Source organism: Flaviflagellibacter deserti (assembly GCF_042652085.1).
GTDB lineage: Bacteria > Pseudomonadota > Alphaproteobacteria > Rhizobiales > Methylopilaceae > Flaviflagellibacter > Flaviflagellibacter deserti.
The window spans coordinates 322000-340391 of the sequence record NZ_JBHSJF010000008.1; the positions used below are offsets into that span (position 1 = coordinate 322000).

16 protein-coding genes are annotated in these 18392 nt (G+C 63.7%); 14 read left to right on the forward strand and 2 right to left on the reverse strand.

Translation table 11 applies throughout. The annotated features are described in order from the left end of the window. Positions 1–10: 10 nt before the first annotated feature. Together ACFPFW_RS17270 and ACFPFW_RS17275 are read right to left on the reverse strand one after the other, a co-directional pair. On the reverse strand, positions 11–1525 hold the full coding sequence (locus tag ACFPFW_RS17270) for a glycosyltransferase (RefSeq protein ID WP_379771691.1): 1515 nt from the start codon (positions 1523–1525) through the stop codon (positions 11–13). A gap of 130 nt (positions 1526–1655) precedes the next feature. Beyond that, the gene (locus ACFPFW_RS17275) at positions 1656–3821 is read right to left on the reverse strand and encodes an O-linked N-acetylglucosamine transferase, SPINDLY family protein (protein ID WP_162799615.1); all 2166 of its coding nucleotides are present in this window, start codon (positions 3819–3821) and stop codon (positions 1656–1658) included. Positions 3822–4089: 268 nt separating this feature from the next. Between ACFPFW_RS17275 and ACFPFW_RS17280 the strand changes: the two genes are divergently transcribed. The 14 genes from ACFPFW_RS17280 to ACFPFW_RS17345 all read left to right on the forward strand — a co-directional run. Next, positions 4090–5124, forward strand: a complete 1035-nt coding sequence (locus ACFPFW_RS17280) for a flagellin N-terminal helical domain-containing protein (RefSeq protein WP_114956223.1) — start codon at positions 4090–4092, stop codon at positions 5122–5124. Between the two features lie 146 nt (positions 5125–5270). Next, positions 5271–6902, forward strand: a complete 1632-nt coding sequence (gene fliF / locus ACFPFW_RS17285; RefSeq protein ID WP_114956222.1) for a flagellar basal-body MS-ring/collar protein FliF — start codon at positions 5271–5273, stop codon at positions 6900–6902. After that, entirely contained in the window at positions 6902–7531 is a 630-nt protein-coding gene (locus ACFPFW_RS17290) for a hypothetical protein (RefSeq protein ID WP_114956221.1), read from the forward strand. The genes fliF and ACFPFW_RS17290 overlap by 1 nt, the downstream gene beginning before the upstream one ends. A 4-nt stretch (positions 7532–7535) precedes the next feature. Continuing rightward, positions 7536–8984 (forward strand): MotB family protein, encoded by a 1449-nt coding sequence (locus ACFPFW_RS17295; protein ID WP_114956220.1) that lies wholly within the window; start codon positions 7536–7538, stop codon positions 8982–8984. Next, positions 8981–10174 (forward strand): chemotaxis protein, encoded by a 1194-nt coding sequence (locus ACFPFW_RS17300; RefSeq protein ID WP_114956219.1) that lies wholly within the window; start codon positions 8981–8983, stop codon positions 10172–10174. The genes ACFPFW_RS17295 and ACFPFW_RS17300 overlap by 4 nt, the downstream gene beginning before the upstream one ends. Then, entirely contained in the window at positions 10171–11400 is a 1230-nt protein-coding gene (fliK, locus tag ACFPFW_RS17305; protein ID WP_114956218.1) for a flagellar hook-length control protein FliK, read from the forward strand. The genes ACFPFW_RS17300 and fliK overlap by 4 nt, the downstream gene beginning before the upstream one ends. Continuing rightward, positions 11354–11929, forward strand: a complete 576-nt coding sequence (locus ACFPFW_RS17310; protein WP_114956217.1) for a transglycosylase SLT domain-containing protein — start codon at positions 11354–11356, stop codon at positions 11927–11929. Before fliK ends, ACFPFW_RS17310 begins: the two co-directional genes overlap by 47 nt. Before the next feature lie 313 nt (positions 11930–12242). Then, complete coding sequence (locus tag ACFPFW_RS17315; protein WP_114956216.1) at positions 12243–12917, forward strand: response regulator transcription factor; 675 nt, start codon at positions 12243–12245, stop codon at positions 12915–12917. A gap of 99 nt (positions 12918–13016) precedes the next feature. Continuing rightward, positions 13017–13484, forward strand: a complete 468-nt coding sequence (locus ACFPFW_RS17320; RefSeq protein WP_162799614.1) for a DUF2141 domain-containing protein — start codon at positions 13017–13019, stop codon at positions 13482–13484. A gap of 101 nt (positions 13485–13585) precedes the next feature. After that, positions 13586–15193 (forward strand): ATP-binding protein, encoded by a 1608-nt coding sequence (locus tag ACFPFW_RS17325; RefSeq protein ID WP_162799613.1) that lies wholly within the window; start codon positions 13586–13588, stop codon positions 15191–15193. After that, on the forward strand, positions 15190–15804 hold the full coding sequence (locus ACFPFW_RS17330; protein WP_114956213.1) for a response regulator transcription factor: 615 nt from the start codon (positions 15190–15192) through the stop codon (positions 15802–15804). The genes ACFPFW_RS17325 and ACFPFW_RS17330 overlap by 4 nt, the downstream gene beginning before the upstream one ends. 173 nt (positions 15805–15977) lie before the next feature. Next, positions 15978–16319, forward strand: coding sequence for an LPXTG cell wall anchor domain-containing protein (locus tag ACFPFW_RS17335; protein ID WP_114956212.1), 342 nt, complete (start codon positions 15978–15980; stop codon positions 16317–16319). A 197-nt stretch (positions 16320–16516) separates the two neighbouring features. Continuing rightward, entirely contained in the window at positions 16517–17206 is a 690-nt protein-coding gene (locus ACFPFW_RS17340) for a TerC family protein (RefSeq protein WP_379771696.1), read from the forward strand. Positions 17207–17506: 300 nt separating this feature from the next. Beyond that, positions 17507–18392 (forward strand): MCP four helix bundle domain-containing protein (locus ACFPFW_RS17345; RefSeq protein ID WP_379771698.1); only part of this gene is annotated, 886 nt, incomplete at its 3' end.

Below are 18392 nucleotides of genomic sequence, written 5' to 3' on the forward strand. Positions count from 1 at the left end.
TTTGCGCGGACTAGCGTCCGCCGGCGATCATCAGACCGGAACCGCCCAGCGCGTTCGGGCAGAAGCTCAATCCGTTGCTGATCGGCCGCCAGCGTTCTTCCGCGAGCGCCTCGGTCGCGCGGTCGCGGGCGAGCAGGCAGAGCGCGAAGCCTTCCGGTGACAGGTAATTGGCGACCACCGAGAGCGAGACCAGCGCGCTGGCCTGCGGAAGGGTCGGCGGCAGATCGATCATCACGAAGTCGAATTTCGTGCCTTCCTCGATGACGCGGATGTCCGGGAACGGACCCGAGAACTCGTCGAAGATCGCCTGCACCACATTGGTCTCGACGATCTCGACCCTGTCGGCAAGGCCGGATGCCGCGATACGCACGCGAAGTTCCTCGGCCTCCGGCGCGGACGCGCACAGGCTGGTGATGCGGCCGTCGGTGAGCGAGGAGAGCGCCGCCAGGACGAGGGCGGAGCGGGTCGCGCCGATATGCAGGATACGGGCGTCGGCGCCTCGGTTCTGGAGAAGGCCGCGCAGGGCCCATGCCTGGATCGGCGTCATCTGACTCTGACCGCCGAACGCCAGTGCGTTCATCAGATGCGGGCATTCGACCATCAGCATGCCGCCGGCCAGGTCCTGCCACGTACCGACATGGTTGAGCGCCGACGCAATGGCGATCCGATCGGCCGGAGGCAGGGTCTGGGCCGGACCCGGCAAAGGCGTCGGAGCGGCAGCCGGAGCCTGGGAAGGAGCTGGAGCAGCGGCTTCAGCCTGAACCTGCTTCAGCAGGGGCAGAGGCGCCCTGGTGAACAGCTCGCGGAAGTTCTTGGCCTGAACGGTCGAGTTCAGCCCGCTCGACGTCGCATCGAGGTTGTGATGCGAGTTCGGATTGGCGGACGTGTAGCGATAGGCGTTGACCGGGATGTATTCGTACTCGCGGGTCTGGTCGATCATCGGCATTGCGAGCGCGATATCGCAGGCCGCCTGCAGCCATTCGCCGTCGCGATCCTTGAAGCAGTGCTCGGGCACGGTGTCGAACAGCGATGCGCGAAAGCTGAAGAAGTGGCTGGTCTTCCAGCCCTGCGGGCGCAGCGGCAGATCGGGATTGAGCGGTCCGTTGCTGCCAATCAGTCCCTTGTCGGTGATGTAGTTCGTCCAGACGACGTCCTTGCCGTTCCGGTATGCGGTCGACATCTGGTCGAGGATGGTCGTTTCGACGAGCTGGTCGTCACCGTCCAGCACCGCGACAAATTCGGCAATTCCCGTCAGCGGGCGCAGATGCTCCCAGGCGTTGCGGGCCTTGCCCAGGCGCGTCTCGTTGCGGATGAACGTGTGCCGCGCCGGAAAGAGGTCGCCCAGCAATTGCTGCGCTACGGCTCCGGTCTTGTCTTCCGAGCAATCATCGATGAACAGGACGTGGACGTCCCTCAACGTCTGCCGCGCCAGGCTCGCGAGGGAGTCGGGCACATACTTCTCGCAATTGCGCGCTGTCATGAAGATCAGCGCCTTCGAGATGCTGGCGTTTTCGGTCATCGACATTCGGAATGCCTTCGATTGTGGAATGAGGGGCCTTGATGCCCACGCTGCGATGGAGGGTAGTCTTCGAGACTGGCCCCAACCTTGCGGTGCGCTTGCGGCTCCAGGGCGGTTCGCCCCGGAGCCCAATATGTCAGGCGCTCAGGAGGCTCGGTTGTCCGGCTCCGTCCTCGACGGCAAATGCCGCCGGCGCGCCGCCAGCCTGATGGATCTCCCACATCCGGAGGTAGGCGGCTTCGAGATCGCGCGAATAGCGTCCGATGTCGAAGAGGGGCGCGCTGAGACGGTTCGCCACCAGGCGTTCACGGAGGCCTGAGAGAAGGTCCGGATCGGTCGCCAGGCGAAGCGCCAGGGTTTCGTACTCCTCGAGCGAATGGGTTACGAGTTCCGGTAGCCCTATTGCGTGCAGCAGGCTGCCGGCGACGCGGCCGATGAAGGTGTCGCCGGCGCAGGTCAGTACAGGCAAGCCGGCCCAGAGCGCATCGCTCGCGGTGGTATGGGCGTTGACCGGCAGCGTGTCGAGGAAGAGGTCGGCATGTGCGTGACGGCCGAGATGTTCGGCAATCTGAAGCTTGGGCGCGAAGACCAGGCGATAGGGATCGACGCCCCGCTTCGCCGCTTCCTGCATCAGATTGTCTTTCACGAGTCTGTTGGCTTCGAGAAGCCAGAGGACCGAGCCCGGCACGGCTTTCAGGAGCCGCATCCAGATGTCGAAAACCGGCGGCGTGATCTTGTAGGTGTTATTGAACGAGCAGAACACGAAGCCAGATGGCGGCAGGCCGCACTCCTCGCGTGATGGCGGCGTCGCGATTTCGCGCCGCGTGTCGTTCGGCTGGTACGAGTTCGGAAGGTGAACGATCCGCTCCGCGTAGAACGGCTGATGGTCGAACGGCGCGATGAACGGATCGGCGACGATGTAGTCGACGAAGTTGCCGCCCATCGTTCCCGGATAGCCGAGATAGTTCACCTGGACCGGAGCCGGGCGCCACATCAGGATCTGGTTGCGACCGCCGAGCGTGTAGCCCTTGAGATCGATGAGGATGTCGACGCCGTCGGCGTGGATCTGTCGGGCGGCAACGGCGTCGGGCGTCTCGCGGATGTCGACGAACCGGTCGAAGGCCGAGGTGAGGCGGCGGCGAATATCGCTACCGTCGTCCGGGCTGTACGAATAGCCGATGACCTCGAAGCGATCGCGGTCGTGCCGTTCCAGAAGTTCGGCGATCAGGAACGCGGTCGCGTGCTTCTGGTAATCGTTCGAGAGATAGCCGATGCGGATACGGTCGTTATCACGCGCGCGGGCCGTCGCCGGCGTCCAGAGGCGCGCGGCGCCCTCGGCGCCGAGAGCGTTGGCCCAGCGATTTGCGTAATGCAGCTGCTGCGCGGGCGTGGAGTCCATCGTCAGCACGATGAACGGAACGAAGTCCTCCTCAGCAGTGAGGAGATCGGCCTCGTCCTCCGCCAGCCCGTCCCAGGAGCAGATATGGTGCCGCTGGTGGCAGTAATTGAAGCGGTGGAGCGCGTGGTCCGGCCTCAAGTCGATCAGCTTGCGCGTGATCATCATCGCTTCGGCGAGCATGCCCCAGCGCTGAAGGATAGCGACCATATTGTGATACGCGGGCGCATAGGAGGGATCGAGGGCGACCGCGCGCTTGAACGCCTCCAGCGCCGGTGCGTCGCGACCGAGGCTGGCCAACGCATTTCCGAGATGGAAGTGCAGATGCTTGGAGTTCGGTTCGATCTCGAGCGCACGTTCGTAGGCGAGCGAGGCTTCACCAATGCGCATGTCCTCGGCGAGTGCGACGCCGAGCCGGGCGAAGCCGCGGGCATTGTTCGGTTCGAGTTCGACGGTGCGCTGGAAAGCCAGAACGGCCTCCCCGGGCCGCTTTGCATCCATCAGCAGATTGCCGAGATTGGTGAAGGCATCGGCGAGATCGGGCTTCAGCGTGATCGCCTTGCGGCAGGCCGACATCGCCTCGTCGAGATGCCCGAGCATGCGCAGCACGCCGCCGAGATTGACGAAGGCCTGCGCGTAGTCCGGCTTGACCGCAACGGCGCGACGGAGAAGGGCCGCGGCCTCCTCAAGATTCCCCTGCGCTCGTGTGAGAACGCCGAGATGGTTCAAACAACCTGGATGATCTGGGTAGGCGGCAAGGATCGAGCGGTATAGCTGCTCGGCTTCCTCATGCTTGCCGGCGTTCTGCAGCGACGTGGCGTGGACGAACAACACGTTCGGCGCGTTGCGCGCTCCTTGTAGCGGCTGCTCCTGCTTTGCGGCGGCCCGTCTCTGCTTGCGATTCATACCTGTCTCCGAACGTCCATGCACGCACAAGGCGTACGCGGGCATTCTCGACACCAATCTTGTGCAGGGCTGTCCGAAGTTATTTTCGAGATGTCTACGACTTGCGGCGTCGGATTAAGCTTCGCGCAAGCTTCAGCCGGAATAGTGGGTCGCATAGCAGGTTGGATCGCAAACCAAACGACGCATCCAAGGGCATGAAGCCGCTCCTGCTATACCGGTGAAAGCCCGGTATGTCCCCGATCAACACTTACACAAGGGACATACGAAAATGGCCAGCCTTCTGACCAATGCAGCGGCGATGACCGCTCTCCAGACCCTGAACTCGACCAACCGGTCGATGGACACGACCCAGAACCGCATCTCGACGGGCCTGCGCATCGCGACGGCTTCCGAGGGTGCTGCTTACTGGTCGATCGCGACCACCATGCGTTCCGACAACAAGGCTCTCTCGGCCGTTCAGGACGCTCTCGGCCTCGGCGCCGCGACGGTGGACGTGCAGTACACGGCTCTCGACGGCACCGTCGACCAGCTCTCCGAGATCAAGAAGCTCCTCACCAGCGCCAAGACCCCGGGTGTCAACCGCGGCCAGATCCAGGCCGACATCGACGCCCGCCTCGGCCAGATGGAGAGCATCGCGAGCTCCGCTGTGTTCAACAGCGAGAACTGGCTCTCGGTCGACTCCAGCGCCACCGGCTACAACGACACCAAGCAGATCGTGGCCTCGTTCACGCGTGTCGGCGACTCGATCACGATCGAGACGATCGACGTCAGCGTTGCCGAGATCAAGCTCTACGACGGCAGCACGACGGCGACCGCCGTTGGCACGGCTCCGGCCGCGGACGCCACAGGCGCTGCCGCAGGCGTTGTCAAGGTTGGCGGCGAAGGCCTCTTCGACGCTGAGTATAGCGTCACGGTTGAGAACGCTCCGGTCGGTACTGCTGCGCCGACGTATACTGCCATCACGCTTTCGATCGAAGACCTCGACATCTCTGAACTGACCGACTCGGCTGCCGACCAGGCGAAGCTGACGGCCTATATCGAGATCGTCGACGCCGCCCTCGGCCAGCTGACGGATGCTGCTGCGAACCTCGGTGCGGTGAAGAACCGCGTCGATACGCAGAAGGACTTCGTCAAGGCTCTGACGGACGCCGTTACCCGCGGTATCGGTCAGCTTGTCGACGCCGACATGAACGCGGAATCGACCCGCCTCCAGGCTCTGCAGGTTCAGCAGCAGCTCGGTATCCAGGCGCTGTCGATCGCGAACTCGAACAGCCAGAACATCCTCTCGCTGTTCCGCGGCTAAGCGGCTCCCCCTATCCCCGCCGCTTTACCGGCCACGCCCCCACGGGGGCGTGGCTTTTTTCTTTGGCTCAATGCTCGCGCAAGCTTGCCCAACGAAAGTGACGCCTCATCCAGCCGGAATCCCATCCGGACCAAACGAGGCCGTTTATGACCGCTCGCGAGCACGCTGAAAGGCTCTGGATCAATCTTCTCGGGCTTGGCCCCCGCAGACTCGCCGCGCTGGCGATGATCGCGGTGACGGTGCTCGGATTGGTCGGCGGAGCCGCTTATTATCTCAGCCAGCCTCAGCTCGGCGTCCTGTATAGCGGACTCGAGAAGGACGACGCCTCCCGCGTCGGCGCGGCGCTGAAAGACGCCGGGATTTCGTTCGACGTCAGCGCCGATAACGCGACGGTCTATGTCGCGCACAACCAGGCCTCGCAGGCGCGCATGCTGCTTGCCGAAAAGGGTCTGCCGCACAGCGCCAGCGCCGGTTACGAACTCTTCAACGAACTCGGATCGCTCGGCCTGACCTCGTTCATGCAGGAGGTGACCCGCGTCCGCGCGATGGAGGGCGAGCTCGCCCGCACGATCCAGACGATGAAGGGCGTGAAGGCCGCGCGCGTCCACATCGTGCTGCCGGACCGCGGCTCGTTCCGCCGCGACCAGCAGCCGCCGTCCGCCTCCGTCATCCTGCGCACCGATACGTCCGGCGACACCCATATGGCCGAGGCGATCCGCCAGCTGGTTGCGGGCGCGGTCCCGGCGCTCGGCGTCGACCGCGTGACGGTCCTCGACACCGACGGCACCGTGCTCGCCTCGGGCGAGGACGCCTCCAGCATCCCGGGCTCGAAATCCAACCGGCTGGAGCGCACGGTTTCGACCGGCATCCAGGACAATATCCGCCGCGCCCTGACGCCCTATCTCGGCCCGGACAATTTCCAGATCAGCGTGGCGACCACGCTCAACACCGATCGCAGCAAGGTTGCCGAGACGACCTTCGATCCAGAATCGCGCGTCGAGCGATCTGTCCGCGTCATCCGCGAAAACGGCGCCTCGCAGAATACCAGCCAGCAATCGCCGACCACCGTCGAGCAGAACCTGCCCGAAGAGGACGTGACGGCCGATGGTGGAGACAAGTCGAGTGAAGAGAATTCGCGCCGCGAGGACCTGACCAACTACGAGATTTCGTCAAAGGTGAAGGAGACCGTCAGCGACGGCTACTCGATCAACCGCCTGTCGGTCGCGCTCATCGTCAACCGTGCCCGTATCGCGGAATCGCTCGGCGAGAACCCGACGCCCGAGGCGATCACCGCCCGCGTCAACGAGATGCGCGATCTTGCCGCCTCCGCCGCAGGCCTCGACGACAAGCGCGGCGACCACATCCAGGTCTCCGCCGTCGATTTCGCCCAGAACTTCCGCAATATGGAGCCGGTGCCGCCGCTCACGCTGACCGATGCGCTGCTTCGCCAGCTCGGCACGGTGGTCAACGCGCTCGCGATTCTCGTCGTCGCGATGCTTCTGATCTGGTTCGGCCTGCGTCCGGCCATGGCGGCGCTCCTGCCGCGCATCGAGGACAAGTCGGTCGAGGCGCTGAATGCCGACGGTACGCCTGCGCTTGAGGGCGGTCAGACGCCGCAGCTCACGGGCGCTGGGCAGACCATGGCGCATCTCCTCGAAGACATGACCCAGCGGATGAACAATTCGCCGATGAAGGTCCTCGAACAGCTCGTCCAGATGGATGAGGAGCAGGCCGCGACGATCCTTCGTCAGTGGATGAAGGAAGGAGAGCCGGCGTGATGCTGCGCTCCGTCGCTCACGTCCTCGCCGACTTCGACGTCGAGGAACCGCTGAACGAGAATCTCCCGCCGGAAGTGGAGCCGGATATTCCGGTCGAGCCGCTCGGTTTCTCGCAGGCCGAAGAAACGGCGAAGAAGATCGACGAGGCTTGCGCCCGCATCCGCGAGGACACGCTGGCGGAGGCCGACGAAAGGTTGCAGCGCGTGCTTTCGGAGCAGGCCGTGGCGTTCACGGAAAAGCTCGAGGCGGAGCGAAAGGCCTGGGTCGAAGAACAGGCGACGATTCTGTCATCGACTCTCGTCGCGGCGATCGACGGCCTCGAAACCCGCATTGCCGACACGGCGGCCAAGGTGCTGAAGCCGTTTCTGGCGGAGCGTTCGCGCGAGAAGGCCTTGGCCGAACTGACCGATTGCGTCGTCAGGATCCTCGCCGATCCGGCGCATCCGGTCCTTGCGATTTCTGGTCCCCAGGACCTGCTCGACAGCCTGTCGACCGCACTCGGGACGGACGCCGGATCGGTCGCCTTCGAGCCGAACGCAAGTGCCGATATCCGCGTGATCGCCGGCGAGACGATCCTCGAAACACGAATCCAGGAATGGGTCGCCCGGCTAGACCGGAGCGGCGAGTGAGATCATGAGCGCCGATACACCCGAAATCCTCATCGTCCGACGCTCGACCGATCTTAGCATCGAACCGCCGAAGGGCGGTGTGTGGAAGATTGCGTTCGCGGACTTCATGACCGCGATGATGGCCTTCTTCCTGGTCATGTGGCTGATCAACGTCACCGACGAAGAGACGCGCACGGCGGTCGCGAGCTATTTCAACCCGGTGAAACTCGCCGAGGCGACGGTCGACAAGAAGGGTCTGCGCGATCCGCTCGATACCGAGAAGGACGGCAAGCCCGAAGCGACCGATCAGCGGTCGTCCAAGGAAAGCGTCGACGAGAGCCTGAAGGGCTACAGCAAGACTTTGGACGAGAAGCACGAGCGGAAGCCGCGCTATGCCGAAGCCGCTTTGTTCGAGGATCCCTACGCGGTGCTCGCGGCGCTTGTCGCCGGTTCCGAGCCCGACCAGTCGGCGGACAATGTCGGCGCGTTCGAGACGCTCGGCCAGTCGGGCGAGCCCGGCCTGAATGGCGGCGACGCGCAACGCGATCCGTTTGATCCCGTCTATTGGCGGATGTCGCGTGCCCCGCTGCCGCAGGACGGTCCGGAAGCCGGCGGCGCGGACACGGTCGGCGTCAATCTCGCCGAAGCCGCGCCCGAAATGCATGCCGCCGCCGTCGAGGGTCCGAAGCCGGATAAGCCGGATCCAAACGCCAAGAATCTCGCGCTCGCGGCGATGCCGGAGGTGCATCTCGCGGCTGACGCGGCGAAGCCCGGCGAGACGCCTGACGAGACCCAACCCCTGTTGAAAGGCGACGAAGTGCTTCGCCGTGGCACTGCGACCGACATCCCCGTCGCGCCGGGTGACAGCGAGCCGCCAATGAAGGCCGGCCAGCATGCCGCCGAGCAGAAGCCGGAGCAGCAACTCGCCGCCAAACGCGTCGATGGTCCCGTCGAGCCGCAGGCCGACGAAATGCCGGAGACCGGCGGCCCGACCGCGGACCAGCAGGCCGGGCAGGGGCCGGAAGCGCAGGAACTCAAGCAGAAGATCGAGGCGGCGATCGAGAGCATCAAACCCGCACCGGGCGTGCAGGTAACGCAGAGCGCGGAAGGCCTTCTCGTCACCCTGATGGATGACGCCGATTTCGGCATGTTCGCCATCGGCTCGGCCGAGCCGCAGCCGGAACTGATCCGCACCGTAGACGCGATCGGCAAGCTGCTCGGGGAGCGCCAGGGCAAGATCGTGGTGCGCGGCCATACCGACGGCCGGCCGTTCCGCTCGAAGGATTACGACAACTGGCGGCTTTCGACCGCTCGCGCCCACATGGCCTATTACATGCTGATCCGCGGTGGCGTTCCGGAGAACCGGTTTGAGAAGATCGAGGGCTATGCCGACCAGCAGCTGAAGAAGCCCGAGGATCCGGAAGCGCCGCAGAACCGGCGCATCGAAATCCTGATTCGGGAGCCGTCGGCATGATCTGGCTGCGCTTCCCGGCAATCCTCCTGATGCTCCTCGGCCTTTGCAGCGCCGGCCGGACACAGGAACCGGAGTCGATCCAGACCGTCGCGCCCTACGAGATGGCGCGCACGTTGCAGACGCTGCAGTCGCAGGTCGCCAATGGTAATGCCGCCGCGGTGACCGCGCAGCGGACGCTGCTGGACGCGATGGGGACCCGTTTCCTGGCCGCCGATCCCAAGGTCTGGGAAGACGGCCGCAACGCTCGCGCGGCGGTGAGCTACACGCTCTCCGGCGGCAATCCGAACGTGCTGAAACAGCTTCTGACGCTCGATCCGCCGATTGCGGTCGACGCCAATCTCGCCAAGGGCGCCGTCGCCTATGTCGAGGACCGGCAGGACGAGGCCCGCGACCTTCTGATGCCGCTCGACGTCCGCGCGCTTCCGGTTAGCCTCGGCGGCCATGTCGCCCTGATCCAGGCCGGCCTGATCGCCCGTGACGATCTGAAACGCGCGGCGTATCTCCTCGACGAAGCACGTCTTTTGATGCCGGGCACATTGGTCGAGGAAGCCGCGCTTCGCCGCCAGGTCTTCATCGTGGCGCAGATCGGCGATCTCGACCGCTTTGAATTCCTCTCGCAGCAATATCTGCGACGCTTCGGCAATTCGATCTACGCGACCGATTTCCGCCAGCGTTTCGCGACCGCGATTACGCGTCTCAGCATCGTCGACGGCGATGCCCGCTTCCAGCGGCTCGAAGCCATGCTGAAGGAGACGGACACCGAGAGCCAGCGCTCGCTGTTCCTGCAAGTCGCGCGTTCGGCGGTGATACACGGCAAGCTCGAGACCGCACGGATCGCGGCCAGGGACGCGCTGGAAGTCGCACCGCTCGGCTCTTCGGATTCGATGCGGGCGAAGCTCTATGAGGCGTCCTCGGGTATCACGACCGAGAATTTCGAGGATTATCAGCGCGATCTCGACGGCATCAACCGCCGGCAGATCGGCCGTCGCGACAACGACCTGCTCGACGCGGCGCTCTCGGTCGCCGCCGCCATTCGCGAGGAAACGCCGGAGCCCGAGCCGCTCGAAAGCGTGAACCAGGTCTCGATCGATCCGGCGCGCTCAAACGCCTGGGTGCTGGACGTCATGCGCCGTGCCGAGGCGGGCGTCGAAGCCTCGCAGAAACTCTTGAAGGAGGCCCCGGCCCGATGAACAGGATCGAAATCGCACTGCCGAGCAAGGGAGCGCCGGGCAAGGGCCAGCCGATCCCCGACGACGCGGCGACCGCACAGGGAAAGAACACGGCATTCAAGAATCTGCTCCGCCAGATGTCCGTGAAGGACGGTCCGGTGAAGCCTGAGACGGGCGAGAAGTCCGATGGAGCGAAGGCCCGACCGGTCGACCGGGACGGCGCTTTCGTCCAGAAAAAGCCGGACGTACGTACAGACGACAAGAAGACCCGCCATGGTGCTCACCATGTGGGCGAGGTCGGCGCCGACGTGGCCGCGTCGGCTGAGATCGCCGGCCAGACCGCGCCGGAAGCTCCGATCGTCTGGCCGGAGGCGCTGACCCAGTCCATGACCGATCCGCGATCCGCGACGAAGGCGGCGGGATCCGGCGAACCCGCGGATGAAAGATCGACCGCTGCGCATGATCTCGGCCGCGCCGTCTCGATGGCCCTGCCGTCGTCCCACAAATCCGAACCGGGCGTGGCGAAGTCCGCGCAGGCGGGTGCGCAGATGCCGACCGAAGCCGACAATGCGAAGAATCCTTTCGCGGTCCTCAACTCGATGCTGAAGCATGACGAGTCGGAGCTCGACATCGCGTCCGAGTCGGAGGCCAAGGCCGCGCCGAAGATGACGGTCGTCGTCCGGGAAACTCATTTCGAGCCTGTCCAGCGGTTGTCACCGATCCAGCAGATCGCGACCGTGGTTGCCGACGAGGCGACCGCGCTCGACGAAGCGCAGTTCGGCCGCCACCCGGATCCGGTGTCCGAGACGCCCCTGCGTTCCGAGTCCTCGGGCCCGCTTCGGGTGCTTCACATCAAGCTGGAGCCGGACGATCTCGGCACGGTCGTGCTGAAGATGCGCCTCGTCAACCAGTCGCTTGAACTGCATCTCGAGACGTCGCGCGCCGAGACCGCGCAACTCCTCGAAAAGGACAAGGAGATGCTGATCCGGGTGCTCCGGGCGTCCGGGTACACGCCGGATGTCGTGACCATCCAGGCCGCGGGCGCTCCTGACTCCGCCCAGTCGCAAACCGGCCAATCGGGCTCGCAGGGCAGTTCGTCGAACGGCTCCCCGTCCCAGGGATCGGCATCGCAAAACAGCCAATCGGGTGACGGCCGCGAGCAGCAGGCCCGTCAATCCGTTCCGCACAAGGACCAGTCCAATGACGAAGCTGGCGCGAACCGTCCTCGCGGCGATCTTTATCTCTAATTTCGCGGCGCCCGTTCGCGCCGAGGAGATGTCGATCTGCGAGCGCGAAATGCACGCGGCCGCGAAGCAGTACAATATGCCGCTCGGCGTGCTTTACGCAGTCGGCATGACCGAGAGCGGCGGCAAGAAAGGGCTCCAGCCCTTCGCGATGAACATCGCCGGCAAGCCTTTCATTGCCGCGAGCAAGGAAGAGGCGATGGCCCGGTTCAAGGCCGAAAAGGCGCGCGGCGTGAAGCTGATCGATCTCGGCTGCATGCAGATCAATCACCACTATCACGGTGAGCGGTTCGCCTCGGTCGACGAGATGTTCGATCCGCACAAGAACGTCCAGTACGCCGCCCGCTTCCTGACCGAGCTGCATGCGCGTCAGGACACCTGGACCATGGCGGTCGCCCGCTATCACGCCGGTCCGAACAACAACCCGGCGCAGAAGCGCTATGTCTGCCTGGTCATCAGCAACATGGTCAAAAGCGGCTTCGGCTCCTGGACGGCGAATTCCTCGGCTTTCTGCGGTCAGAAGGCGAGCTGATCATAGGTTGCGCTACATCTCGATTTTTATCGATTTCGCTAATCTGGCTTTAGATGTTTCGGGTGTACGCCCGAGAATTATGAAGCTTTTGTGAATGCGATCTCAGAAAGATCGGCATTTTAAATAAATTTGTGTCGTATAAGCTAGACTCCTATCCAATAAATTGGTCTTCCAAGATTTTCTGATAGATAAACAAGCTTCCACTTATGGGCAACGAATACACGATCTATCGTTGACCGTGCTCAGTTCGCCACAATAGTCTCTCCATGGGCTGGGGGTCCTTCGCGGGACCCCAAACATTGGGGAACTGGGAATGTTTATCATCATAGATGATCGTGAGATCGTTACTGCTGGATACACATCCGGTTTTGAGCGCGAAGGTATTTCTTCCATCGGCTTCCGCGCTCCGGAGTTCAAGGACTGGATGGGAGCCGCTCCCGATACGGACATCGGCGCGGTCGAGGGTTTTCTCCTCGGCAATTGCGAAGACCGCCAGAGCTTCCCGCGGTTGATCCGCGACAGATGCGATGCGCCATTGATCGCGCTCAACGACATGCCGAACCTGGAAATGACGCTCGGCCTGTTTGCTGTCGGCGTGGATGACGTGGTCCGTCAGCCGGTCCATGTCCGGGAGATCATCGCCCGGGCAGGAGCGATCCAGCGCCGCGCCACGCCGGTCTCGGACGAGTGCAGCATGATCGGCGACATGCGTGTCTATTTCGACGGTCGTGACCCGGAGGTGAATGGCGAGGTCTTCGTCCTGCCGCGCCGCGAACGCCGTATCCTCGAATACATGGTCAAGAACCAGAACAAGCGGCTGACCAAGGAAAAAATCTTCAACTTCGTCTATGGCTTCTGCAACGACGAGGTCGAGGAGAGCGTGGTCGAGAGCCACATCTCCAAGCTCCGCAAGAAGCTTCGCGGCCGGCTCGGTTTCGATCCGATCGATAGCAAGCGCTATATGGGCTACATGCTGATCAGCAATTGATTTTCGACGCGGGCGGAACGGTCCGCCCGCTGTTTCGGCGACAGCCTCGGGCAAGCGACATCCTGTTTGATGGGACGGTTTCGTAGTCCGGAGGCCAACATGAAGTTGCCGCTCGCCGCAATCCTTGCCGTTTCGCTCTTCTCATCCGCGCACGCCGCGGACGTCGTCGTCACCATCAGCGGAATCGAGCCGGGCAAGGGCCAGGTCAAGGTGGGTGTCTGCAACACCGAACTCTCCCGGAAGGGCTGCCCGCTGACCGGCGAGGCCGACGCGCTCGCCGAAAGCCAGACATTCATCTTCGAGGGCCTGCCCGAAGGCTCCTACGGCTTCAACGGCTATCAGGACATGAATTCCAATCAGGACTTCGACCGGAACATGATCGGTATCCCGCAGGAGCCCTATGCGCTCAGCGGCATCGCCGCCGAAAAGACCATTCCGAGCTTCAAGGACACGCTGACCCCCGTCTTCGACGGCTCCGACAATCAGGTGGGAATCAGGCTCCAGCGCTTTGGCGACAACAAAAAGAAGAAGTCCGAGCGCTCCGCCTCCGTCAGCCAGCGCGATTAACGGGTTATCCGGAAACGCTTCTGCTTTCCGGGAAACACCTGCTATGCGTGTGGCAAAGTCAGGGAGTGACGTTGCCGGCGTTGCAGAACGGTTCGAGAAAGGTGGCGCTGTGGGTTGGAAGCCTCACGGCCTATGTCGCGCTCGAATGGATCAGCTTCATCCACGAATATAAGGGGCTGCCGGTTACCCCCTGGAACCCCGGGCTCGGCGTCGTCTTCGGCCTGATCATGGCGCGCGGCGCCTTCTACGCCTCGGTCCTGTTCGTCGGCGTCATCGTCTCCGAAGTCCTCGTCCTGCAGACGAGACTCGCCTGGCCGGTGGTGTTCGGGATTGCAGCGATCATTGCGCTCGCATACGGCGGTGTTGCCGACCTTTGCCGCCGCAACCTGACATTCGATCCGGCGATCTCGCGTCTTCGCGACCTTGCCATCGTCCTCTTCGCCGGCATGACGGCCGTCGTCTTCATCGCGCTGCTGCTGCCGACGCTACTCGTTATGGACGCCAAGCTCGACTGGGCAGACGTCAACGTCGCGACGATACCGCTCGTTCTCGGCGATCTGATCGGCATAGCCGTTCTCGCGCCTTTGACCATGCGGCTGATCCACCTTGGCGACGTCCCGTTCCATCCGGCCACGCCGCGTCCGGAAATCGCATTGCATGCATTGCTTCTCGGCGGCAGCCTTGCGGTCGTTCACGTCATAGGCTTCGACCAGGGGGCGCGGTTCTTCTACATTCTCTTCCTGCCGGTCGTGGTCACTGCCATCCGTTTCGGGCTGGACGGCGCATCGGCGGCGCTGGCGTTCACGCAGTTCGCACTGGTCGGCCTGCTTCACGGCGCCGGCATTCCCGCTTCGGCCTTCACCGAATTCCAACTCCTGATGGGCGTGCTGACGACGACCGGTCTCACGGTCGGCGCGGTGGTTTCCGAACGCCACAACGCCAATGTTCGCGCCCGCAGGGCCGAGGCTCGGCTTCGCGACCTGGAGGTCGAGGCCGCACAGGCCGCGCGCTTCCATCTCGTCAGCGGCATGACCACGGCGCTGGCGCACGAGATCAACCAGCCTATGACCGCGGCGCGCGCCTTCGCCCGGTCAGCCAGTCATCTGGTCAGCCGCGACGAACCGGATCTCGGGCGCGTCCGAGACAACATTTCGAAGGTCGTGGCGCAGATCGACCATGCCGGCGAAATCGTCCGCCGGATGCGCGACTTCCTCCGCCGCGGCCGCCTGCAATTCAACACGGTGCAGGTCCGGCCCATGGTCGAGGATGCGCTGACACTGATCCGCGCCGATGCCACGCAAAAGCATGTCAGCCTCTCCTTCGAGGCTCCCGCCGACCTGCCGCCGGTGATGGGAGACCGTGTGCAATTGCAGCAGGTTCTGCTCAACTTGGTACGCAACGCCGTCGATTCGATTTCGGGCGAGCGGGGTCGCAAGGGCAAGGTGCGCGTCAGCGCGCGCCTGATCGGCGACCCCGCTCGCATCGAATTTTCCGTGCACGACAACGGCCCGGGAATGACCGATGACGAGGCCGAGCGGCTATTCGATCCGCTCGTCAGTTCGAAAACTCACGGGCTTGGCCTCGGCCTGCCGATCTGCGTCTCGATCACCGAGGTGCATGGCGGCCGGGTCTGGCTTCATTCTCATGAAGCTGGCAGTACCGAGTTCCGCTTCACAGTTCCGCTTACTCCTCCGCGAACGGACCCATGACCACACCAACAATCTTCGTCATCGACGACCAGGAAACGGTGCGCAAGGCGCTCGGCGAGATGCTGAGCGTGTTCGGCTTCACCGTGGAGACCTTCGATTCCGCTGATCGCTTCCTCGCCGGATATGATCCGATCCGACCGGGCTGCGTCGTCTGCGACGTGCGCATGCCGGGTACGGACGGCATTCAGTTCGTGCGCGAGCAGGCGCGGCGCGGCTTCGGCCTGCCGGTCATCCTGATCTCGGGTCACGCCGACGTGCCGATGGCCGTCGAGGGTATCAAGGCCGGGGCGGAGGATTTCATCGAGAAGCCGGTCGATGACGCGGAACTCGTCGGCGCGATCAACCGCAGCCTGACCCGCGCCTCGGAGTCCAAGTTGACCCAGACCGCGCATGAAGGCCTCGCCGCGCGCTTCGCGCGCCTGACACCGCGGCAGACCGAGATCTTTGACCTCGTGGCGGCCGGCTATACGAGCCAGGCGATCGGCGCGAAGCTGGAGATCAGCGCCCGTACGGTCGAAAGCTATCGCGCCGCGATCATGGAAAAGATGCAGGCGGAAAGCGTGGCGGTCCTGGTCCGGCAGGCAATCCGGCTGGGCCGCCTGGAACCGTAACCGTAATAATACTGCGGTACCAGCACTGCTGAAAATATTCCGCAGAATTGTTGCGAATATCGCCCGGGCAGACCCCACCGTAAAATCACACCATCGAACGCATGGCGCGTCGAACGTCCTTTTTCCGTGAGGTCCACGGAGGTGGGGCGGTCGCTCTACGTCAAGGATGTTCAATGGCTTACCATGACGGCCAATGGCCGCAGACGGGCGACAAGCCCGCCAATTGGGAAACGCTCGCAGCAGTGATGATCGCCAGTGCATTGGCGGTCTTTCTCATGCTCGCCGTGCTTCTGCCGGCCGGACTCGTCGTTCCGACCTTTGCGATCGTGTCCCTGATGGCCGGCGCGGGCATCGCCCTCTACGCATGGCTTCACGGCGACAGGCAGATGTCAGGCCGGGTCACCGTATGGGACGTGGCAAGCACCTGCGTTTTCCTCGGCTTCGCGGCCGGCGTGCTGGGTGACCACCAGTACGTATTGGATCTTACGCACACCCTCGCTGCCTCCGGGCAGTGAGGACTTAACGCCAGACCGGGCCCCGCTGGCAGCTCAACCGAGCTGCGATGTCGGACTGGAGCATCGACGGACGATAGTCCGCCGCTCGCGCAGCCTCCCCCGATTCCTCGGGAAGTGCTGCGTGAGGCTCGTGCCGGCCGGCCCGATCGGCGGACCCGTCTCGTCACCATTTTTGAGGTGAAGGGAGTCTGGGTTTGATGGAAATGTTCTCCGCACACGCTTTCGCCGAGGTGTTCTCGGCGGAGGGCATGTCCGCTCTGCTGCAGGTCATCATGATCGACCTGGTGCTGGCGGGCGACAACGCGATCGTCATCGGTCTCGCGGCAGCGGGCCTGCCGCTTGAACAGCGCGGCAAGGTCATCCTTGTCGGTATTGGCGCCGCAACCGCGCTACGCATCATCTTCGCGCTGATGACCACGCAGCTTCTCCAGGTCGTCGGCCTGCTTCTTGCGGGTGGCCTATTGCTGCTGTGGGTCAGCTGGAAGATGTGGCGCGAGCTCCGGACGCCTCACCACCACGAAGTGGCCGCTGTCGACGATCTCGGCAATGTCCAGGTGAATGCCGACGGAACGATCGCGGCGTCTGTCAGTGCAACCGCCGCTCCGACGAAGACTTTCCGCCAGGCCGTGACGCAGATCATCGTGGCCGACGTCTCGATGTCGCTCGACAACGTCCTGGCCGTCGCCGGCGCGGCGCGCGAGCATCCGATCATCCTGGTGTTCGGCCTTGCTCTGTCGATCGCGCTGATGGGCTTCGCGGCGACTTTGGTCGCGAACATCCTGCAGAAGCACCGCTGGATCGCTTATGTCGGTCTCGCGGTCATCCTCTACGTCGCGCTGGACATGATGTATCGCGGAGCGCTGGAAGTGTTGCCGTATCTGTCGTGATCACGAGCTTATAGCGCGTGAACAGCCCGTGCCGGTCGTTCGGCACGGGCTTTTTTGTTGATAATTGAGGCGATGAATTCACGTGTCATCGCTGCGGCATTTCTACGAATGCTTTGGTGTACGGCGATGGCCCCGTTGCGCGGACGGCCATTAACCACCGATGTTGTGATCAGGCTTTGGTTTTACCTCCCGATCATTGCGACCAGGACCTTAGTAGTAACCTCGTGTTAACCATAGGTTGACCAATCTGCTCCCATGGGCTGGCCAGTGGCGGCCGCCCAACTTGCTTGGGGGCCGACCATGTCGTTCAAGAATTTGAAAGTGCTGACGAAACTCCTCGTCCCGACAGGGATCGTCGTCGCGGTGGTCATCGGTCTCATCTGTCTCGCCAGCATCGAGCTGGACCAGCTCGCGGACAACACCCAGTCGATCGTCAACGATACGGCGGCCCGCCGGTCGGCGGCGCAGCAGATGGAAGCCTCCGTCAACGACGCGACGATCCAGGAAAAGAACATGATGCTCGCGGACGATCCGAGGGAGATCGAGACCTATAAGGAGCGCTACGAAGAGGCGAAGGAGGAGGCCCTGAAAAACGCCGACCGGCTGATCGAGCTGGCCTCGACGCCCGAGCGGATCGCAGCGAACAGGGACCTTAAGAATCTCGTCGAGAAATATTTCGACGCCGCCGACAAGAGCATCGACTTCAGCATGAAGGGCGATATCGCTTCCGCTGAGAAAGTGTCCACCGGCGAAGGGCGCATCGCCCGCGCCAAGGCGGCCGATGCCATCGGCAAGCGCGTCGACATCATGGCGAAGGACATGGAGACCGCGCGTGAGGACGCTGCGGCGCTCGCCTCGACTGCGTCGACCATATTGATCGCGTCGGGTATCGCCGGCCTTCTTCTTGGCGTTGGATTGCTGGTGCTGATTGCGTTGAAGGGTGTCGTGAAGCCGATCGGGGAGATGACGGGATCGATGAGCCGTCTGGCCTCGGGCGATCTGGCGGTCGATGTGACCGGCACCGAGCGCGGCGACGAGGTCGGCGCTCTGGCCCGGGCGCTGCAGGTGTTCAAGGACAATGCGATCGAGGCGCGGCGTCTGGGCGAACTCGCCGAGATCGAGAACCAGGCGAAGATGAAGCGCGCCCAGCGCCTCGACGAGCTGACCCGGACCTTCCAGGCCTCGT

Coding starts and splice junctions, on each gene's coding strand:
- fliK (WP_114956218.1), top strand. CDS start 10,171: ATGAACAGGATCGAAATCGCACTGCCGAGCAAGGGAGCGCCGGGCAAG.
- ACFPFW_RS17335 (WP_114956212.1), top strand. CDS start 15,978: ATGGCTTACCATGACGGCCAATGGCCGCAGACGGGCGACAAGCCCGCC.
- ACFPFW_RS17295 (WP_114956220.1), top strand. CDS start 7,536: ATGAGCGCCGATACACCCGAAATCCTCATCGTCCGACGCTCGACCGAT.
- ACFPFW_RS17340 (WP_379771696.1), top strand. CDS start 16,517: ATGGAAATGTTCTCCGCACACGCTTTCGCCGAGGTGTTCTCGGCGGAG.
- ACFPFW_RS17300 (WP_114956219.1), top strand. CDS start 8,981: ATGATCTGGCTGCGCTTCCCGGCAATCCTCCTGATGCTCCTCGGCCTT.
- ACFPFW_RS17280 (WP_114956223.1), top strand. CDS start 4,090: ATGGCCAGCCTTCTGACCAATGCAGCGGCGATGACCGCTCTCCAGACC.
- ACFPFW_RS17270 (WP_379771691.1), bottom strand. CDS start 1,525: ATGTCGATGACCGAAAACGCCAGCATCTCGAAGGCGCTGATCTTCATG.
- fliF (WP_114956222.1), top strand. CDS start 5,271: ATGACCGCTCGCGAGCACGCTGAAAGGCTCTGGATCAATCTTCTCGGG.
- ACFPFW_RS17290 (WP_114956221.1), top strand. CDS start 6,902: ATGCTGCGCTCCGTCGCTCACGTCCTCGCCGACTTCGACGTCGAGGAA.
- ACFPFW_RS17310 (WP_114956217.1), top strand. CDS start 11,354: ATGACGAAGCTGGCGCGAACCGTCCTCGCGGCGATCTTTATCTCTAAT.
- ACFPFW_RS17330 (WP_114956213.1), top strand. CDS start 15,190: ATGACCACACCAACAATCTTCGTCATCGACGACCAGGAAACGGTGCGC.
- ACFPFW_RS17275 (WP_162799615.1), bottom strand. CDS start 3,821: ATGAATCGCAAGCAGAGACGGGCCGCCGCAAAGCAGGAGCAGCCGCTA.
- ACFPFW_RS17320 (WP_162799614.1), top strand. CDS start 13,017: ATGAAGTTGCCGCTCGCCGCAATCCTTGCCGTTTCGCTCTTCTCATCC.
- ACFPFW_RS17315 (WP_114956216.1), top strand. CDS start 12,243: ATGTTTATCATCATAGATGATCGTGAGATCGTTACTGCTGGATACACA.